The 15,812-nt window shown below is 32.3% G+C and carries 14 protein-coding genes; 5 read left to right on the forward strand and 9 right to left on the reverse strand.

Annotated features, from left to right (window positions below; translation table 11 throughout):
- Window positions 1-7 precede the first annotated feature (7 nt).
- The 8 genes from AC2D8I_RS00330 to AC2D8I_RS00365 all read right to left on the reverse strand — a co-directional run bounded on the left by AC2D8I_RS00330 (window position 8) and on the right by AC2D8I_RS00365 (window position 6,418).
- Window positions 8-1,546, reverse strand: a complete 1,539-nt coding sequence (locus AC2D8I_RS00330; RefSeq protein ID WP_484703955.1) for a polyamine aminopropyltransferase — start codon at window positions 1,544-1,546, stop codon at window positions 8-10.
- 5 nt (window positions 1,547-1,551) lie between these two features.
- Window positions 1,552-2,316 carry a hypothetical protein gene (locus AC2D8I_RS00335; RefSeq protein ID WP_484703957.1) on the reverse strand — a complete coding sequence of 255 codons (765 nt, stop codon included), beginning with the start codon at window positions 2,314-2,316 and terminating at the stop codon, window positions 1,552-1,554.
- A 4-nt stretch (window positions 2,317-2,320) separates the two neighbouring features.
- On the reverse strand, window positions 2,321-2,803 hold the full coding sequence (locus AC2D8I_RS00340; protein ID WP_484703959.1) for a DUF4178 domain-containing protein: 483 nt from the start codon (window positions 2,801-2,803) through the stop codon (window positions 2,321-2,323).
- Between the two features lie 106 nt (window positions 2,804-2,909).
- A complete protein-coding gene (speD, locus tag AC2D8I_RS00345; protein ID WP_484703961.1) occupies window positions 2,910-3,287 on the reverse strand; it encodes an adenosylmethionine decarboxylase in 378 nt (125 codons plus the stop codon).
- A gap of 126 nt (window positions 3,288-3,413) precedes the next feature.
- Window positions 3,414-4,145 carry a head GIN domain-containing protein gene (locus AC2D8I_RS00350; RefSeq protein ID WP_484703963.1) on the reverse strand — a complete coding sequence of 244 codons (732 nt, stop codon included), beginning with the start codon at window positions 4,143-4,145 and terminating at the stop codon, window positions 3,414-3,416.
- Window positions 4,146-4,175: 30 nt separating this feature from the next.
- Window positions 4,176-5,276, reverse strand: a complete 1,101-nt coding sequence (locus tag AC2D8I_RS00355; RefSeq protein WP_484703964.1) for a hypothetical protein — start codon at window positions 5,274-5,276, stop codon at window positions 4,176-4,178.
- On the reverse strand, window positions 5,254-5,820 hold the full coding sequence (locus tag AC2D8I_RS00360; RefSeq protein ID WP_484703965.1) for a hypothetical protein: 567 nt from the start codon (window positions 5,818-5,820) through the stop codon (window positions 5,254-5,256). The genes AC2D8I_RS00355 and AC2D8I_RS00360 overlap by 23 nt, the downstream gene beginning before the upstream one ends.
- Before the next feature lie 40 nt (window positions 5,821-5,860).
- Window positions 5,861-6,418 (reverse strand): RNA polymerase sigma factor, encoded by a 558-nt coding sequence (locus AC2D8I_RS00365; protein WP_484703966.1) that lies wholly within the window; start codon window positions 6,416-6,418, stop codon window positions 5,861-5,863.
- 424 nt (window positions 6,419-6,842) lie between these two features.
- On the opposite strand from AC2D8I_RS00365, the gene lon reads away from it, so the two are divergent.
- The 5 genes from lon (at window position 6,843) to AC2D8I_RS00390 (ending at window position 13,817) form a co-directional block, all read left to right on the forward strand.
- Complete coding sequence (gene lon / locus AC2D8I_RS00370) at window positions 6,843-9,293, forward strand: endopeptidase La (RefSeq protein WP_484703967.1); 2,451 nt, start codon at window positions 6,843-6,845, stop codon at window positions 9,291-9,293.
- Between the two features lie 273 nt (window positions 9,294-9,566).
- Window positions 9,567-10,586: a type IX secretion system protein PorQ gene (gene porQ / locus AC2D8I_RS00375; RefSeq protein ID WP_484703968.1), complete on the forward strand. Its 1,020-nt coding sequence runs from the start codon at window positions 9,567-9,569 to the stop codon at window positions 10,584-10,586.
- Entirely contained in the window at window positions 10,586-11,275 is a 690-nt protein-coding gene (gene cmk / locus AC2D8I_RS00380) for a (d)CMP kinase (protein ID WP_484703969.1), read from the forward strand. The genes porQ and cmk overlap by 1 nt, the downstream gene beginning before the upstream one ends.
- Window positions 11,276-11,639: 364 nt before the next feature.
- Entirely contained in the window at window positions 11,640-13,190 is a 1,551-nt protein-coding gene (locus AC2D8I_RS00385; RefSeq protein WP_484703970.1) for a hypothetical protein, read from the forward strand.
- A gap of 249 nt (window positions 13,191-13,439) precedes the next feature.
- Complete coding sequence (locus AC2D8I_RS00390) at window positions 13,440-13,817, forward strand: DUF423 domain-containing protein (protein WP_484703971.1); 378 nt, start codon at window positions 13,440-13,442, stop codon at window positions 13,815-13,817.
- A gap of 99 nt (window positions 13,818-13,916) precedes the next feature.
- Here the strand turns inward: AC2D8I_RS00390 and AC2D8I_RS00395 are convergent, their stop codons facing one another.
- Window positions 13,917-15,677 carry an FG-GAP-like repeat-containing protein gene (locus AC2D8I_RS00395; RefSeq protein WP_484703972.1) on the reverse strand — a complete coding sequence of 587 codons (1,761 nt, stop codon included), beginning with the start codon at window positions 15,675-15,677 and terminating at the stop codon, window positions 13,917-13,919.
- Between the last annotated feature and the right edge of the window lie 135 nt (window positions 15,678-15,812).

Here is a 15,812-nt window from a genome sequence, read left to right on the forward strand (position 1 = left end):
AGTAAATTTAATACAAATCCCAGTTGCCTTGTTTATAATAGGTATATAGTTTAGGTGAAAATATGGTGTTAACTGCTACATTAGAAGTGTCTGCCAATGGTTTACCAAATGAAGTTACTTGTTTTATTGAATTATTTGTAAACCATTTTAAAGGAAGGCTAGAAACATCTATAGCTTCTAATTGTTGTTTAGAAATATCATTTTTGCTTCCTATAATCCAGCCCCATTCTCCCAGAGTTAATATTTGATTATGTAGTGGTAGTGTTTTTAAACCTGCCGCTCTCAAAGTTTTCTCTATACAATAAAACGCTTTTGTGGCATAATACGGACTTCCAGATTGTGTAATGAGTACTCCTTTGTTAGAGAGGCTTTTTTTACATAAATAATAAAACTCTTTGGTGTATAATTTATTTAGATCTACATTATTAGGGTCTGGAAGGTCTATAAATATAGCATCAAAAGTTTCTTTTGTTTCTTCTAGAAACGTAAAAGCATCCATTGCAACTGTAGTTAGTTTTGGATTATTCATAGCACCACTGTTTAAATTGGTGAAAATAGAATTGTTTTTTCCAAGGCTTAGCATTTCTTCATCAAGATCTACTAATGTTATTTTCTCTACCTCACTGTATTTAAATACTTCGCGAGCAATACACCCATCGCCACCTCCTAAAATTAAAATAGTGCTTTTTTTAGGTATTAAATTCATTGGCAGGTGTACCATGGGCTCATGGTACATAAATTCATCGAAGGAAGATAGTTGTTGATTGCCATTAATATATAGTGAATACCATTCTTTCCATTTAGTAAGGACTACCTTTTGGTATTTTGTTTGTTTACTATATACAATTTTATCTTTGTATTTTATTTGCTCGCCGTATTTTACTATAGGTTGAGCAAAACATAACCCCATTATAATTAAAGCAGTAACTATAATATAGGCTATAGTGAAGAGACGTTGCGATTTTATAGATAAGGCATCCTTTAAAACTAGAAACAACCAAAAGGAAACCCCTAAATTAAGAAAACCTAATATAAATGGGGTATAGGTAAGGCCTAAATATGGTAAGCCTATAAAAGCAAAAAATAATCCGCCTATCAGACTCCCAAAATAGTCTTTCTCTAAAATACTAGATATATTTACGCGTAGTTCTTCAAAATTATCGTTTATACGTGTTGCTAACGGAATTTCTAGTCCGATAAGTAGCCCTATTAAAATGGATAATAAGTAAATAACGAGCCAGGAAATATCTGTAAATCCATAGATAAGGTAGGCCATAAGGGCCGAAAAGGAAACTAAGATGGATAAAATCAATTCTGTGGCTATAAAATAGAGCACAACATTACGGGTTAACGATTTGCTTAATCGGCTACCTAATCCCATTGCAAAAAGCATAATGGAAACTATTAATGTAAATTGTAAAATAGCGTTACCTATAAAATAGGAGGCCAGTGTAGATAGAATATATTCTGCGACAATACCACTAATTCCTGTTGCGAATAATGCTATTTTTAAAGTGAGCGATTTTTGTTTTTTAGAGTATTTCAAAATAATTATTTACCAAACCCTCCCGATCTAGACCTTGTAGAAGCGCCATTATTGTATCTAGAAGAACGTCTTGATGATTTTTTGTTTAAAGAATTCCAACGGCTACTATTTTGTTTTTTTCGTGAGAAAAACGAAGGTCTAGTCTTTTTTTGATATGCACTTCTAGTTCCATAAGCATAGGAGTTATTGGTTGTATTGTGTCCGTAATAGTTTTGTCCTTTAGCGTTGTAAGTTCTATAGTTCGTATAATCGTTTCTAAATACATTTCTTCTGGAGGCTAACCAAAGCCAGAAAAAGGGACTAGATGAGTGTGTTCTCCAGCGTCTATGTTGTGCGTTTGAACTCGTTGTTTTTGTTGAATCTTTAGGTGTTTCTTCCCATTCACCATGTTTTTCATTACCAATGGCCCAACCAAAACCTACAGGCTGTACATTAAAAGAGGATTTACCATTATGTCTCGACATAATTTCCATACCCAAATCGTTTTGATGCTTTTTGAAGAAGGCTTTGTTTACAGAATGCCACCCTTTTGGGATAACGTGTAATGAGTCGCCTATTAACTCTAATACTTTGTATTTATGTCTATGATCTATAATATTAGATTCTTCTTTAATAGTCATATCATCTAAAACTAAAGCATAATCATTTGTTGGTATTGCGTTTCTAATAATTTCGGAAGGCTCGGTGATTACTCTTTTAGATTCTTTTTCAATATTACCACAGGCCAATAATAGAAATGGTATTATTATAAGTATGCTCCTTTTGGTCATTTTATTATGGGGTTATATTTTTAATTTTTTTAGCTTTTATTTCTTCTCCTAAAAAGGCTTCAAACGTTCCGTCATCCCATTTTTCTATAGTTAAAATAGTGTCCTTGTGATAAAACATAAATGTTTCTAAAGTTTCTCTTCTTGTAAAAGTATTTGGATTTTTATAAGTTCCAGAATAATTTTCTTCTAATATATATAAGCTATTGTTAAAGTGAAGCTCTCCTTTTTGTATTGCTTCAGCGAGTAGTGATTGTTCTAGATCTATAGCTTCACTATAGATAAGCTCATAATTGTTTTTTAATTGTTCTACTTCAAGGAATGCTATTTTATTAACCGATTGTATGGTATATTCTATACTAGAATTATCCATATTCCAATTGTATTCGGCAATCTCTATAATTTTCCAAGTGGTTTTAAATAAGTTTAAAGTATAGTCTAATTTTAATTTATTTAAAGGGTATTGTTCTGAATTATTATTTCCAAACATATTATTGATTTTTTATAGTATACCTATAGGTTGTTATTAAAAAGAAAAGAATATATAAAGCCGTGTTATAATCTTTTTTGTGATCAACCTGTAAAGCGTTTTTTATTTAGAGATATTGTTTTAATTCCATTTTTTCTAAAACGCCTCGATGCGATGAGTGCTTTTCTATTCTAGTGGATTTAAACTGCTCTTTAATCCATAGAATACCTTCTTTTAATTCTGAAGTATGATTGCAAGTAAAAAAATCTAAGGCAACGTATTTGTGTTCTGGCCATGTATGTATGGCTATATGGCTTTCTTTAATTACAATAACACCACTAACGCCTATTGGAGAAAATTCATGAATGGTTGTGTTTACAATGGTCAAATTCATAATATGTGCTGCTTTTTCTAAGATTGTTTTTATAGTGTTTGCAGTGTTTATAATTGTAGGGTCACAATTATAATAATCTATTGTAGTTTGTTGACCAAGGCTTTTTTTCATTTTCCAAATATATGTTATTTCGCTTGTATTTTTTTTGGAATATTTCATATTCTATACATTACTTAAAATAAGACACAAAAAAACTCTATTCGTTACAAAATAGAGTTTTTTTAAAGGCTTAAACGATTAGTGGTCTATACTACCGGAACCAGTAATTTTGGTATCTTCTTTTTTCGGATTCCCTTTATATTCGATATCTCCAGAACCTGTGACTCTTGCTTTTAAGTGCTCATTAGAAACGACTTCAGCACCTCCAGATCCAGTAACTTTAGCTTCGGTGTTATTGGCTTGTAATCCAAAACCATGGAAATCTCCAGAGCCTGTAACACTAGTTTGTAAATTAGTGGTTTGTCCGTTTAAAGTAATATCTCCAGAACCCGAAACACTTGCTTGTATAGTATTAGCATTAATATCTAAGTCGATATCTCCAGAGCCTGCTAATTTTACTTCAAACTCATCGGCTTTTATGGCATTTTTAGTTATGATATCTCCAGAACCAGAAAGTGAAACTTTTTCTAGATCTGTAAAAGGAATGGTAATTTTTATAGTTTTATTATAGCTTGTTTTTAAATTCACTCCGTTTTTTGTTTTAACATGTAAAGCGCCGTCTTTTACTTCGGTAATGATATATTCTAAAAGATTAGATTCGCCTTCCAAGGTTATTTTTCCTTCTTTTCCTTTTACTAGTATGTACTCCATAGAACCAGCGCACTTTATCTTGTCGTAATTAGGTGTTGTTCTTGTATTTGTTGTGAGCTTTCCATTACCTTTTACTTTTTTATTTCCCCATTGCGCTTGTGCACAAGAAGCTAATGATAAGGTTAGTATTAATAAAATAGATTGTTTTAAAGTTTTCATTGCTGTTCTGTTTTTTGTGATTTTGATTGCTTATAATTTATTGAAAGTAACACTTCCATATTCTGAATTGATTCTAATTAGGTTTCCAGAGCCTTTTTGCTTATGGTAACCAGAGTAATATTTATCTGAAGAGGCGATGCGTTTTTTTATGAATTCCAAATCGTCATCATTGTCTTTTAGTGAACCGTATTCTAGGTTAATGTCAAAATCGAAAATGTATTCAGAATCATAACCTATTTTAATGCCTACGTAATCGGAATCTATGGTTATATTATTTGCGTTTTTGGTAAGTTTATCAATACGTATGGAACCATAATCTGCGGTAATAGAGGCGTTTTTGTAGATCTCACCTAATCGTACAGTTAAGTAATTTCCATTTCCTCGAATGTTATTTACTTTATCGACTGTTAAGCCCCCATAGTCGCAATTGTAAGTAATATCTTCTACAATTTCTATTTTAGATTTTGTATAATCGGCAACAAGGTCTATTTTATTTGCTTTTGAGATTGTAAAACCACTATAATCGGCATTTATTTTGCCGCTTTTTATATATTCAAAAAAGCAATTATTGGAATAATCGAAGGATATGCTGTTATCATCTGCTAATAATTCTTTTGTCGTAATTTTTCCGTAATCGCAATGCAGTGTCGCTTTACCTTCTAGTTTTGCGAGGTTAATATTACCATAATCATTATTTAGATTAACACTGTTGGTTACAGGGATTTTAACCACATAATTTATTTTCATATTTACCGTATTGTGACTGCCCCATTTCCACCAGGATTTAGATTTGTTTTTGTTTATAATTGTTTTTGCAGAAACCATATTAACAGAACTATCAAAAGCTATAGTAATTCCATCTAATCTGTCCTGTACTTTTTCTTCATCTTTACCACTTGTGGTTATTGTAATTTCAAATTCTATACGGTTTTGGTCCCATGTTACTACATCTAGGTTACCATAACTGTTCTTAACTTTAAGTAGCGCATTTGCACTAACATCAAAGTCTTTTTTAATAATTTTTTCTTTAGTATGTTTGGCTTTTATACCTCCGTTATTTGCAAGTGTTACTATAGGTAATAATAGTAAGATTAATATTGCGATTGTTTTATATTGTATTACTCGTCTCATCAATACGTTGTTTTATTGTTTTTATTTCTTCTATACTTTCTAATACTGTTTTTAATAAATCTATTCTACTCCAAAAATTATTAATCATAGCATGAATAACACGTTTGTCATTACCACTTTCTATAAGGTCTTTTTTTAGTTGTTCGTATTCTTTTTCAAGACTATGCATTTGTACCATGGCATCTGTAATAAGCCAATCTGTAGCAGGAGAACGAGCCGTTTCTATTTTATTTAATTCTTCTGCAATTACAGAGGTGAAAAAACTTTGAGTATTGGCCATTTCTGGAGATACATTAGCTAACCCTTTAACGCTGTTACCTTGTTGAAACGTAAATGTTATTACTACAATTAGTGCTATTGAGGCCGCAATACCAATGAAAGGTTTCCAATAAGATTTTTTAGAGAATGCTTTAACGTTGGTTGTTGTATTGTTTTTAGCGTTTAATTTTTCTAAAAAACGATTCTCATGTTCAGCATGTGGGACCTCGATGTCAAACTCGTTCTGTAATGTTTGAAAAAGGTGATTTAAACTGTCTTTATTCATCTAAATAATATTTATCATTCCATAATAATGGCACATTGCTTTATCCTACCAAGGATTGTATTTTTAATCTTAAGCTGTCTTTTGCTCTTGAGATAATCGTTCTACAATTTGAGTAAGAAATATTAAGAATATTGCTTATCTCTTCATAATCGTAGCCTTCTATTAAATGAAGCGTTAATGCAATTCTGTAATTATCCTTAAGTTTCTCCATTGTCTCTATTATCTGTCTCGCTTTTAAGTTTGTAAATTCATAATCATTGGTAATGTTATTGTTATCTTCGACTTTATATAACACATCGTCTAGTGGCACTTCATTGTATTTATTATTTTTATTAAAGTACTGAATGCTATTATTTATAACGATACGTTTTAACCAAGCTCCAAAAGTTTTAATATCCTTTAAAGTATCCAGTTTTGTGAAGGCCAACAAAAAGGAATCTTGCATTATATCTTCAGCTTCAAAGCGGTCTTTTACAATTCGATAAGCTGTATTATACATTGCTTTGTAATACCTATTATATAGTTCCAATTGCGCGGATTGGTTGTTCGCTTTACAACGCTTTATTAGCTGTTCGATATTGTAGTTGGTTTGTGTCAAAAAAAACAAATTGTTGTATTAAAGAGTTAAGTTAGTATACTTTGTTACAGTTTTTGTTATTTTTTTTATTAGATTTTATATTTATAGTCGCGTGTAAAACCTGTAAGGCCTTTAGTTATAGTTATTAATGGAGTCTTTTAATTTTTAAATTAAAACATTAAAATTAGAAAATTCAAAACGGATCATCTGTTTTTTATAACGATTATGGAATATATTATACGTATAACGCTACCTTAACTTAAAGGTTTCTATTTTTCTTCCTGTAGAATGGCATATTAATTGACCATATTGTGTGACGTATAATGTAGGAATGGCTTTGTAAACGCTATTTTTTCAGTATTCTACGTTTAAATAATAATAATTTTACAAATCTTATATTGTGTTGTTTGATGTGATTTAATGACACAATGACTTAAATATACTTATGAAAAAATCTAATTTTATTAGTCTTGACAGTTTGTCATCACAGGATTTTGATGAAAATTCGGAATTGATTCCATTAATGACCCCAGAAGATGAAGAGGAAATAAACAATGAACAATTACCCGAAACATTGTCCATTTTATCATTGCGTAACACTGTTTTATTCCCTGGAGTCGTTATTCCTATAACTGCTGGACGAGATAAATCTATAAAATTGATTAACGATGCAAATAATGGCGGTAAAGTTATTGGTGTTGTTTCTCAAAAAGATGAAGCTGTTGAAAACCCCAAAGCAGGCGATATTTATCCCGTAGGAACAGTGGCTAAAATTCTTAAAGTGTTAAAAATGCCAGATGGTAATACTACAGTAATTATACAAGGTAAAAAACGTTTTAGTGTTGCTGAAGTTATAACGGAAGAACCTTATATGACAGCAACGATTCGGGATGTTTCCGAAACGCGGCCAGAAAGAGCGAATGAAGAGTTTAATGCGATTACAGAATCGATCAAGGAACTGGCATTAAAAATAATTAAGGAAAGTCCAAGTATTCCTAGTGAAGCTTCTTTTGCAATAAAAAACATTGAAAGTGATTCGTTTTTGATAAACTTTGTCTCTTCTAATATGAATTTATCTGTTGAAGAGAAACAAGAGTTGTTAGAGACTAATGATTTAAAAATGCGTGCTTTAAAAACGTTGAAATACATGAATGTAGAGCAACAAAAATTAGAGCTTAAAAATGATATTCAATCTAAGGTTCATAGCGATATGAATCAGCAACAACGCGAATATTTCTTGCACCAACAAATGAAAACTATTCAAGAAGAGCTTGGAGGCGTGAGTAGTGAGGAAGAGCTAGAAGATATGCGATTACGCGCAAAGGATAAAAAGTGGGAAGACAAGGTTGCTAAGCATTTTGAAAAAGAATTGGCTAAAATGCAACGCATGAATCCACAAGTCGCTGAATATTCTATACAACGTAATTATTTAGATTTATTCTTAGAGTTGCCATGGAATGAGTTTAGTGATGATAAGTTTGATTTAAAACGAGCAAAGAAAATATTAGACAGAGATCATTATGGATTAGACGACGTTAAAAAACGAATTATTGAGTATTTAGCAGTCTTGAAATTACGTAACGATATGAAGTCGCCTATTTTATGTCTTTATGGGCCTCCAGGAGTAGGTAAAACCTCTTTAGGAAAGTCTATAGCAGAAGCTTTAGGGCGTGAATATGTGCGTATATCATTAGGAGGTTTAAGAGATGAAGCTGAAATTAGAGGACATCGAAAAACTTATATAGGGGCTATGCCAGGGAGGATTATACAAAGTCTAAAAAAAGCAGGTACCTCAAATCCTGTCTTTGTTTTGGATGAAATAGATAAACTCTCTAATTCAAACCAAGGAGATCCGTCGTCTGCAATGTTAGAAGTTTTAGATCCAGAACAAAACAATGAGTTTTACGATAACTTTTTAGAAATGGGTTATGACCTGTCTAAAGTTATGTTTATCGCAACGTCTAATAGTTTAAATACTATTCAGCCAGCTTTGCGTGATAGGATGGAAATTATAAATGTTACAGGTTATACTATAGAAGAAAAAGTAGAGATAGGAAAGCGCCATTTATTACCAAAACAACTTGTAGAACATGGTTTAACCGAAACACATTTAAAAGTAGGAAAACCGCAATTAGAAAAAATTGTTGAAGGTTACACTCGCGAATCAGGTGTTAGAGGATTGGAGAAGCAAATTGCAAAAACAGTTCGCTACGCTGCTAAGAACATCGCAATGGAAGAAGAGTACAATATAAAACTAACTAATGAGGATATTGTAGAGATTCTTGGTGGGCCTAAGTTAGAGCGAGACAAATACGAAAATAATGATGTTGCAGGTGTAGTAACAGGCTTAGCATGGACTAGTGTTGGAGGTGATATTTTATTTATAGAATCTATTTTATCTAAAGGAAAAGGAAGCTTGTCTATTACTGGTAATTTAGGAAAGGTAATGAAGGAATCTTCTACAATAGCTATGGAATATATTAAAGCTAATGCTGAAGAGTTTGAAATTGATCCGGAAGTGTTTGAGAAGTACAACGTTCATATTCATGTGCCAGAAGGGGCAACACCAAAAGATGGGCCTAGTGCAGGTGTAACGATGTTAACCTCTTTAGTTTCGTTATTTACACAACGTAAGGTTAAAAAGAGTTTGGCGATGACAGGAGAAATTACGCTACGAGGTAAAGTCTTACCTGTTGGCGGAATAAAAGAAAAAATATTAGCAGCAAAACGCGCTCGTATAAAGGAAATTTTACTTTGTGAAGAGAATAGGAGAGATATAGAAGAAATTAAGGCAGATTATTTAAAAGGCTTGACATTTCATTATGTTAGTGATATGAAAGAGGTTATAAACATTGCATTAACACAGCAGAAAGTTAAAAATGCTAAAACATTATAATACTATTTAATAATGGGAATAGTTAAGTGATTTAGATCAATCTATAATTTATAAAGTAACGTAATACGCCTATTATATTTTTAATAATAGGCGTATTTATTTTTATAAAACACTGAGTTATTCTCTTTAATAAAAAAGGGTACTCCTTGTATTTAAGTTTTAATAAATCGTAAAGTCTAATTTATTTTAGAGGATACTTAAAAAAAAGAAGATTAAAAAAAATAAAAAAGACTTCTAGTCGTTTTAAGATAGATTTAGTTACTTTGCAGCTTTATGATTAAAAAATTAGCCCTGTTTTGTTGTTTTACTTTTAGCTCATTTTGCTTTGCGCAACTTGGTGGGCAATCTACATATCAGTTTTTAAACTTGGTAAGCTCCCCTAGGCAAGCAGCATTAGGTGGTAAAGTTTTGACAAACGTAGATTACGATGTTACTCAAGCGCTTTATAACCCATCGACTATAAATACAGAAATGGATAATCAATTGGCCTTGAATTATTCTAGCTATTTAGGTGGTATTTCTTATGGAACAGTTGCCTATGCTTATACTTTAGATAAACGCGGGAGGACTTTTCATGGCGGATTAACTTATGTCGATTATGGTAGTTTTGAAGGCTATGATGAGAATGGCGTAGAAACGTCAAGCTTTACAGGTAAAGAAGCCGCTCTTTCTATAGGCCATGCATTGCAAATAGCGCACTCAGATTTTTATTTTGGTGCTAATTTAAAGGTTATTTCATCTACATTAGAACAGTATAGTTCATGGGGTGTTGCTACAGATTTAAGTTTGCTTTATATTAATGAGAAATTGGATTTTCAAGGAACAGTTGTCGTTAGAAACATAGGAACACAAATAACAACATATGCAGATCGTAACGAGTCTTTACCTTTGGAGGTCAATTTAGGCTTGTCGCAAACACTAGAAAATATTCCATTACGCTGGCATTTAACATTTGAGAATTTACAACAATGGCCAATAGCCAAACCCAACCCATCTAGAATTACAACCGATTTAGAAGGCAATCAAACAGAAGAAAAAGTAGGGTTTTTAGGAAATGTAATACGGCATACTATTATTGGAGCAGAATTATTCCCAGAACGTGGTTTTAATATAAGACTAGGCTATAATTTTAGACGTGGAGAAGAATTACGAATAGAAGATCAAAGAAACTTTTCGGGACTATCCGTAGGGTTCTCGGTAAAGTTAAATAAAATGCGTTTTAGTTATACGCATGCCAAGTATAGTGGTGCTGCAAATTCTAATTTCTTCGGATTGCAAATAGATTTACGATAATGAAAAATATAACCATAGCCATAGATGGCTTTTCTTCTACAGGAAAAAGTACCGTAGCAAAGCAATTAGCAAAGCATTTAGGATATATTTATGTGGATACAGGTGCAATGTATCGTGCCGTAACGTTGTTCACAATGCGAAATAGCTTAATAGATGAGACCCATTTCGATTCTAACGCATTAGTGTCTAAATTAAAAGACATAATCATTAGCTTTAAATTTAATCCAACCTTAGGTTTTGCTGAGGTTTATTTAAATGGCGAAAATATAGAAAAAGAAATCCGTACACTCGCTGTCTCTAATTTTGTAAGTAAAGTAGCAGCGCTTCCAGAAGTACGTTCTCAATTGGTAAAGCAACAACAACAAATGGGGAAAGATAAAGGTGTTGTTATGGATGGAAGAGATATAGGTACAGTCGTTTTTCCTCAAGCAGAATTAAAATTGTTTATGACAGCTTCGGCAGAGAAACGTGCAACAAGGCGTTTTGATGAATTAATAGCTAAAGGCGATACAGTAGCTTACGAGGACGTATTAAAAAATGTACAAGACCGTGATTATATAGATTCTCATAGAGCAGATTCACCACTGCGAAAAGCCGATGATGCTATAGCAATAGATAATTCGGACCTAACCTTAGAAACACAGTTTAAAAAAATACTGCAATTAACTTTAAAAGTATTGAAGAAGTAAAGCAAGCGTCCTTTTTGTGTTGTTATAATCGTTTATACTCTCCTCAAAATACGTTTCTATACAAGACTTTCTTAAATGCCTTTTTCTTAAACGACGGGCTGTAATTTCTGTATTATTTTTTCATGATTCAAAGTTATATTATGTAACTCTAAATCTAGGAACTTAATTAATGTTATTAGAACTTTTATTTAATTGTAGCAAAGAATTCTTATCATTCATAGAAAATTATAAAAAAAGAAGCTAAATTAAAATTACATTCTATACTAAAACATCGTTTCAAAAGTTATATTTTTATCGTTTAAAACGATTGCATGTACTTCCATTTATGGAATAGTCCATAAACCGTAAAATGTATTACTTTATTATGAAACGTACGCTGTATTTTATTATTTGTTTTGGTTTTCTTTTACTTTGGAGCTCTTGTCGGAAAGATTTCGAATTTACACCAAGCACTGGTAGTTTAGAATTCTCAAAAGACACAATTTATTTAGATACTGTTTTTACAAATATAGGTTCTAGTACTTATAACCTTAAGGTGTATAACCGCAGTGATAAAGACATAACCATTCCAAGTGTAGGTTTAAGCCGAGGAGAAAATTCTAATTATAGGTTAAATGTAGATGGTAATGCAGGTAAATTTTTTACAAATGTAGAAATTCTAGCTAAAGATAGTTTATTCGTTTTTGTTGAAACTACTATCGATTTTGAAAATGAATCTACTCTAGAAGAACAATTTTTGTACACCGATAAAATTGAATTCGATTCTGGTACAAACCAACAAAATATAGATTTAGTGACCTTAGTAAAAGATGCCATTTTTATTTATCCAGATCGAGACAATACCACAGGTATTATTGAAACACTTACGCTAACAATTAATGGAGTGCCTATGGAAACGGAAATACAAGGTCGTGAGTTGTTGCCAGAAGAATTAACTTTTACTAATGAAAAACCTTATGTAATCTATGGCTATGCCGCAGTTCCTAGTGGCGAAACGTTAACGGTAGATCCTGGAGCCCGCATTCACTTTCATTCAAATTCTGGACTTTTAGTTTCTGAAGCAGCCTCTTTACAAGTCAACGGAAACTTAAGTACAGATTCTGAACTCTTAGAAAATGAAGTTATTTTTGAAGGTGATCGCTTAGAACCAGGATTTGCAGATGTTCCTGGACAATGGGGAGCTATATGGCTGTTTGAAAATAGTATAAACAATACTATAAACTATGCTACCATAAAAAATGGTACCGTTGGTATTTTAAGTGATGGAAACGCAACAGCCATTACAGACAAACTTAGCATTACAAATTCGCAAATATACAATTCTAGCAACTACGGGATATTAGCTAGAAACACCTCTATTACTGCAAAAAATCTAGTCATTAATAATTCAGGACAAGTTTCTTTTGCTGCTACATTAGGTGGGAAATATAATGTAACACATAGTACAATCGCTAATTATTGGAGTAATAGCTTTAGACAACTTCCAGCATTACTAATTAATAATTTTGTTCTTGATGCAGAAGGAACCGCTTTTTTAGCCGATTTATCGGAAGCTAATTTTAACAATTGCATCATTTATGGAAACGATACCCCAGAATTTTTAATTGATGAACTAGAAGACCCTGACCTCATTTTTAATTTTAAATTCACCAATTGCTTATTGCGTTTTGATAACAACAACAGTTTCGATGATGCTAATTATAATTTTGACAATGCTGACTTATATGAAAATAATATTTTTAATCTAGATCCTGATTTTAAAAATACAAATGAAAATAATTTAATTATTGGAACGGATTCCGCTGGAAACAGTATGGGAAATTCAATTTTCGCGACTCAAATACCTTTAGATCTATTAGGAATTAATAGGACTACATCTCCAGATATAGGGGCCTATCAACATACTACTTTCTAACAACAAACACATTGGACTTGCTATATTAGACTGGACATTACCTGACCAACTTTAAGTAATAGATTGCTATCCATTTGTTTGACTTCGCAATATTCAAAAAAGAGGTATTGCTAATCCTTAGTCATTTTTAAATCGTCTTCAAGCCATTTTTATTTTTGAAGGAATTTATTTTAGTATAAATGCTTTTGTTTTCTTTACGGATATGACATTGAGATGTCTTATTTTTACACTTAAAATATAAAAAAACGAATGCGTTCAGAGATTATAGTGTTAGCAGCGTCATGCTTTGGCGCTTTAGCTATTATTTTAGGGGCTTTCGGTGCGCATGCATTGAAAAAACTACTAACACCAGAGCAACTGCAAAGTTTTGAAACAGGCGTAAAGTATCAAATGTATCATGCTATTGTGTTGCTTGTGGTAGGATTACAATTGCCTTTTAATACCAGTTTACAGCAAGCCATGGGATGCTGCTTTATTGTAGGAATTATTCTGTTTTCATTTAGTATTTATGGGCTATGTATTTTTTCTGCTAAAGGAAAAAAAATTAAAGTTTTAGGACCTATTACACCGCTAGGAGGTTTGTGTCTTCTTGTAGGGTGGGTACTGTTATTTGTTAACTTTATTTAACCTGTGTTTGTACTTGAGGTATTATACTAATGGTCAAGCGCGTTTATCATTACAGATAGACGCGCTTTTGGGGTAGAGGATTAAGCTAAATAATATTAGTTAATCATTTACAAGTAGTTTTCCAGAAAACAATAAGTCGCTTGTACTGGTGCTTAAAGTATAGAAGTATAGGCCTGAAATTAATTGGGAAATATTAAAATTTAAGTTAGAATTAGGGGTTAAGTTCACATTGTTGAAGGTTAACATCTCACGACCTCTTGCGTCCATGATTTTAAATATAAGGTTTTTATGGTTTGATCTTATTCCTAAGCTACCTAAGTTAACAGTATCTTTCGCAGGATTAGGGAATAATTTAAAATGAGAATCTAAATTAAATTCAGCAGTATTAAGACCAATATTTTCAGTGATATTATATATTGTATTAGGTGTTAAATCTAAGAAGGTTTCTGTGGTTCCAATAGGCCAAGTAATTTCCATTTTCTCTATAGAAGCTGCATCGGCTAGTCCAAAGTGAACAGCGTAACTATTTTGACTGTTATAGCCCGAAGAAGCAACTATTTTTCGTGTTTGCCAAATACTTGTTCCGTTTATATTAGCTTTTAGTCTAACCTTAGCGCCTACGGCAGACGTGTTTGAAGTTGTGCCAGTGAAATTAAACTTTATCCAATTGTTTCCAGTTCCAGTATTGCGAAATAAGGCATTTGTTTGATTTTCATTTAAAGTATTGGCTAAAATAAGGTCTAGCCAACCATCGTTATTATAGTCACCAAAAGCACAACCAAAAGTCCAGCCCGTATGTGTTGCTAAATTACTTGTAGTGTCTTGAGTAAAGTTACCAGCGCCATCATTTATATATACAAAATTTTTGGTTTGGCTTGCTAAATACGCGTTGCAAACAAATAGATCTAAATCGCCATCATTATCAATATCTGCAAAGGAAGATCCAAACGAATGCCCGCCGCCTGATGCTATTATAGATGCTGTTTGTTCTGTAAAAGTACCGTTATTATTTATAAACAGTTGGTTGTTTTGGTTCCCCCAGTTAGCTACAAATAAATCATAATCTCCGTCGTTATCAATATCTCCCCAGGAGCTGCCAGCAGAAGATTTTAAACCTTGTACGATTGATAAGTCTGTAATTTGAGTAAAGTTGTCTGGACCATCATTTCTAAAAAGGGAATTTTTCGTATTGCTTTCATTGGTAAGGAAAAGGTCGTTATCTCCATCGTTATCATAATCTACCCAATCGACAGATCTGGTTCTAAGAAACTCATTAGTAATAGGTAAATTAGTTACGGAAGCAAAAGTTCCATTGGTTTGATTTTCATAATAAAGATTTTTTCGGGCATTACCATAACTATTGGTAAAATACAAATCTAAATATTGGTCATTGTTAAGGTCTATCCAAGTAGCCATCTCAGAAAAAGTTTGTACACTTCCCATGGCAGTATTCGATTCATATTCAAATGTTCCGTCTCCATTATTTCTATAGAAATAATTTATGCCGTTAGATCCAGAGCCCCATGTAACAATAAAAACATCTAAGTCTCCATCATTATCTACATCTGCAAAACTAGCCCCATCAGAACGACTCGCATCCATTACAATGTCTTCATTGGTTACTGTTGTAAACGTACCATCAGTATTATTTATATAGAGCATATTGTTTTGTCCGCCAGTGCCACTGTTAGAAATAAAAATATCATCCCAACCATCGCTATTCACATCTACAAAATTGGCGCTTCTTGAACCGGATGGAGTATCGGTAAGACCAGCAATAGATATGGCTTCAAAAGATTGGGAATAAGACGAAGATAACAGTCCTAAAGTGAGGAGGTTAAAAAGTAGTAAATTTTTCATTTGTATGTGTTTTTTAACAAAATTAATCTCAAAGTGAGTAGAAAAAGCTTTAAATGTTTTGAAATGGGGGAAAACATTTGTGAATACCTTCAATTGTGTTTTAAATACCCATATATGGGAGGTATTCAAGAAGAG

Source organism: Lacinutrix sp. YIN62 (assembly GCF_057219185.1).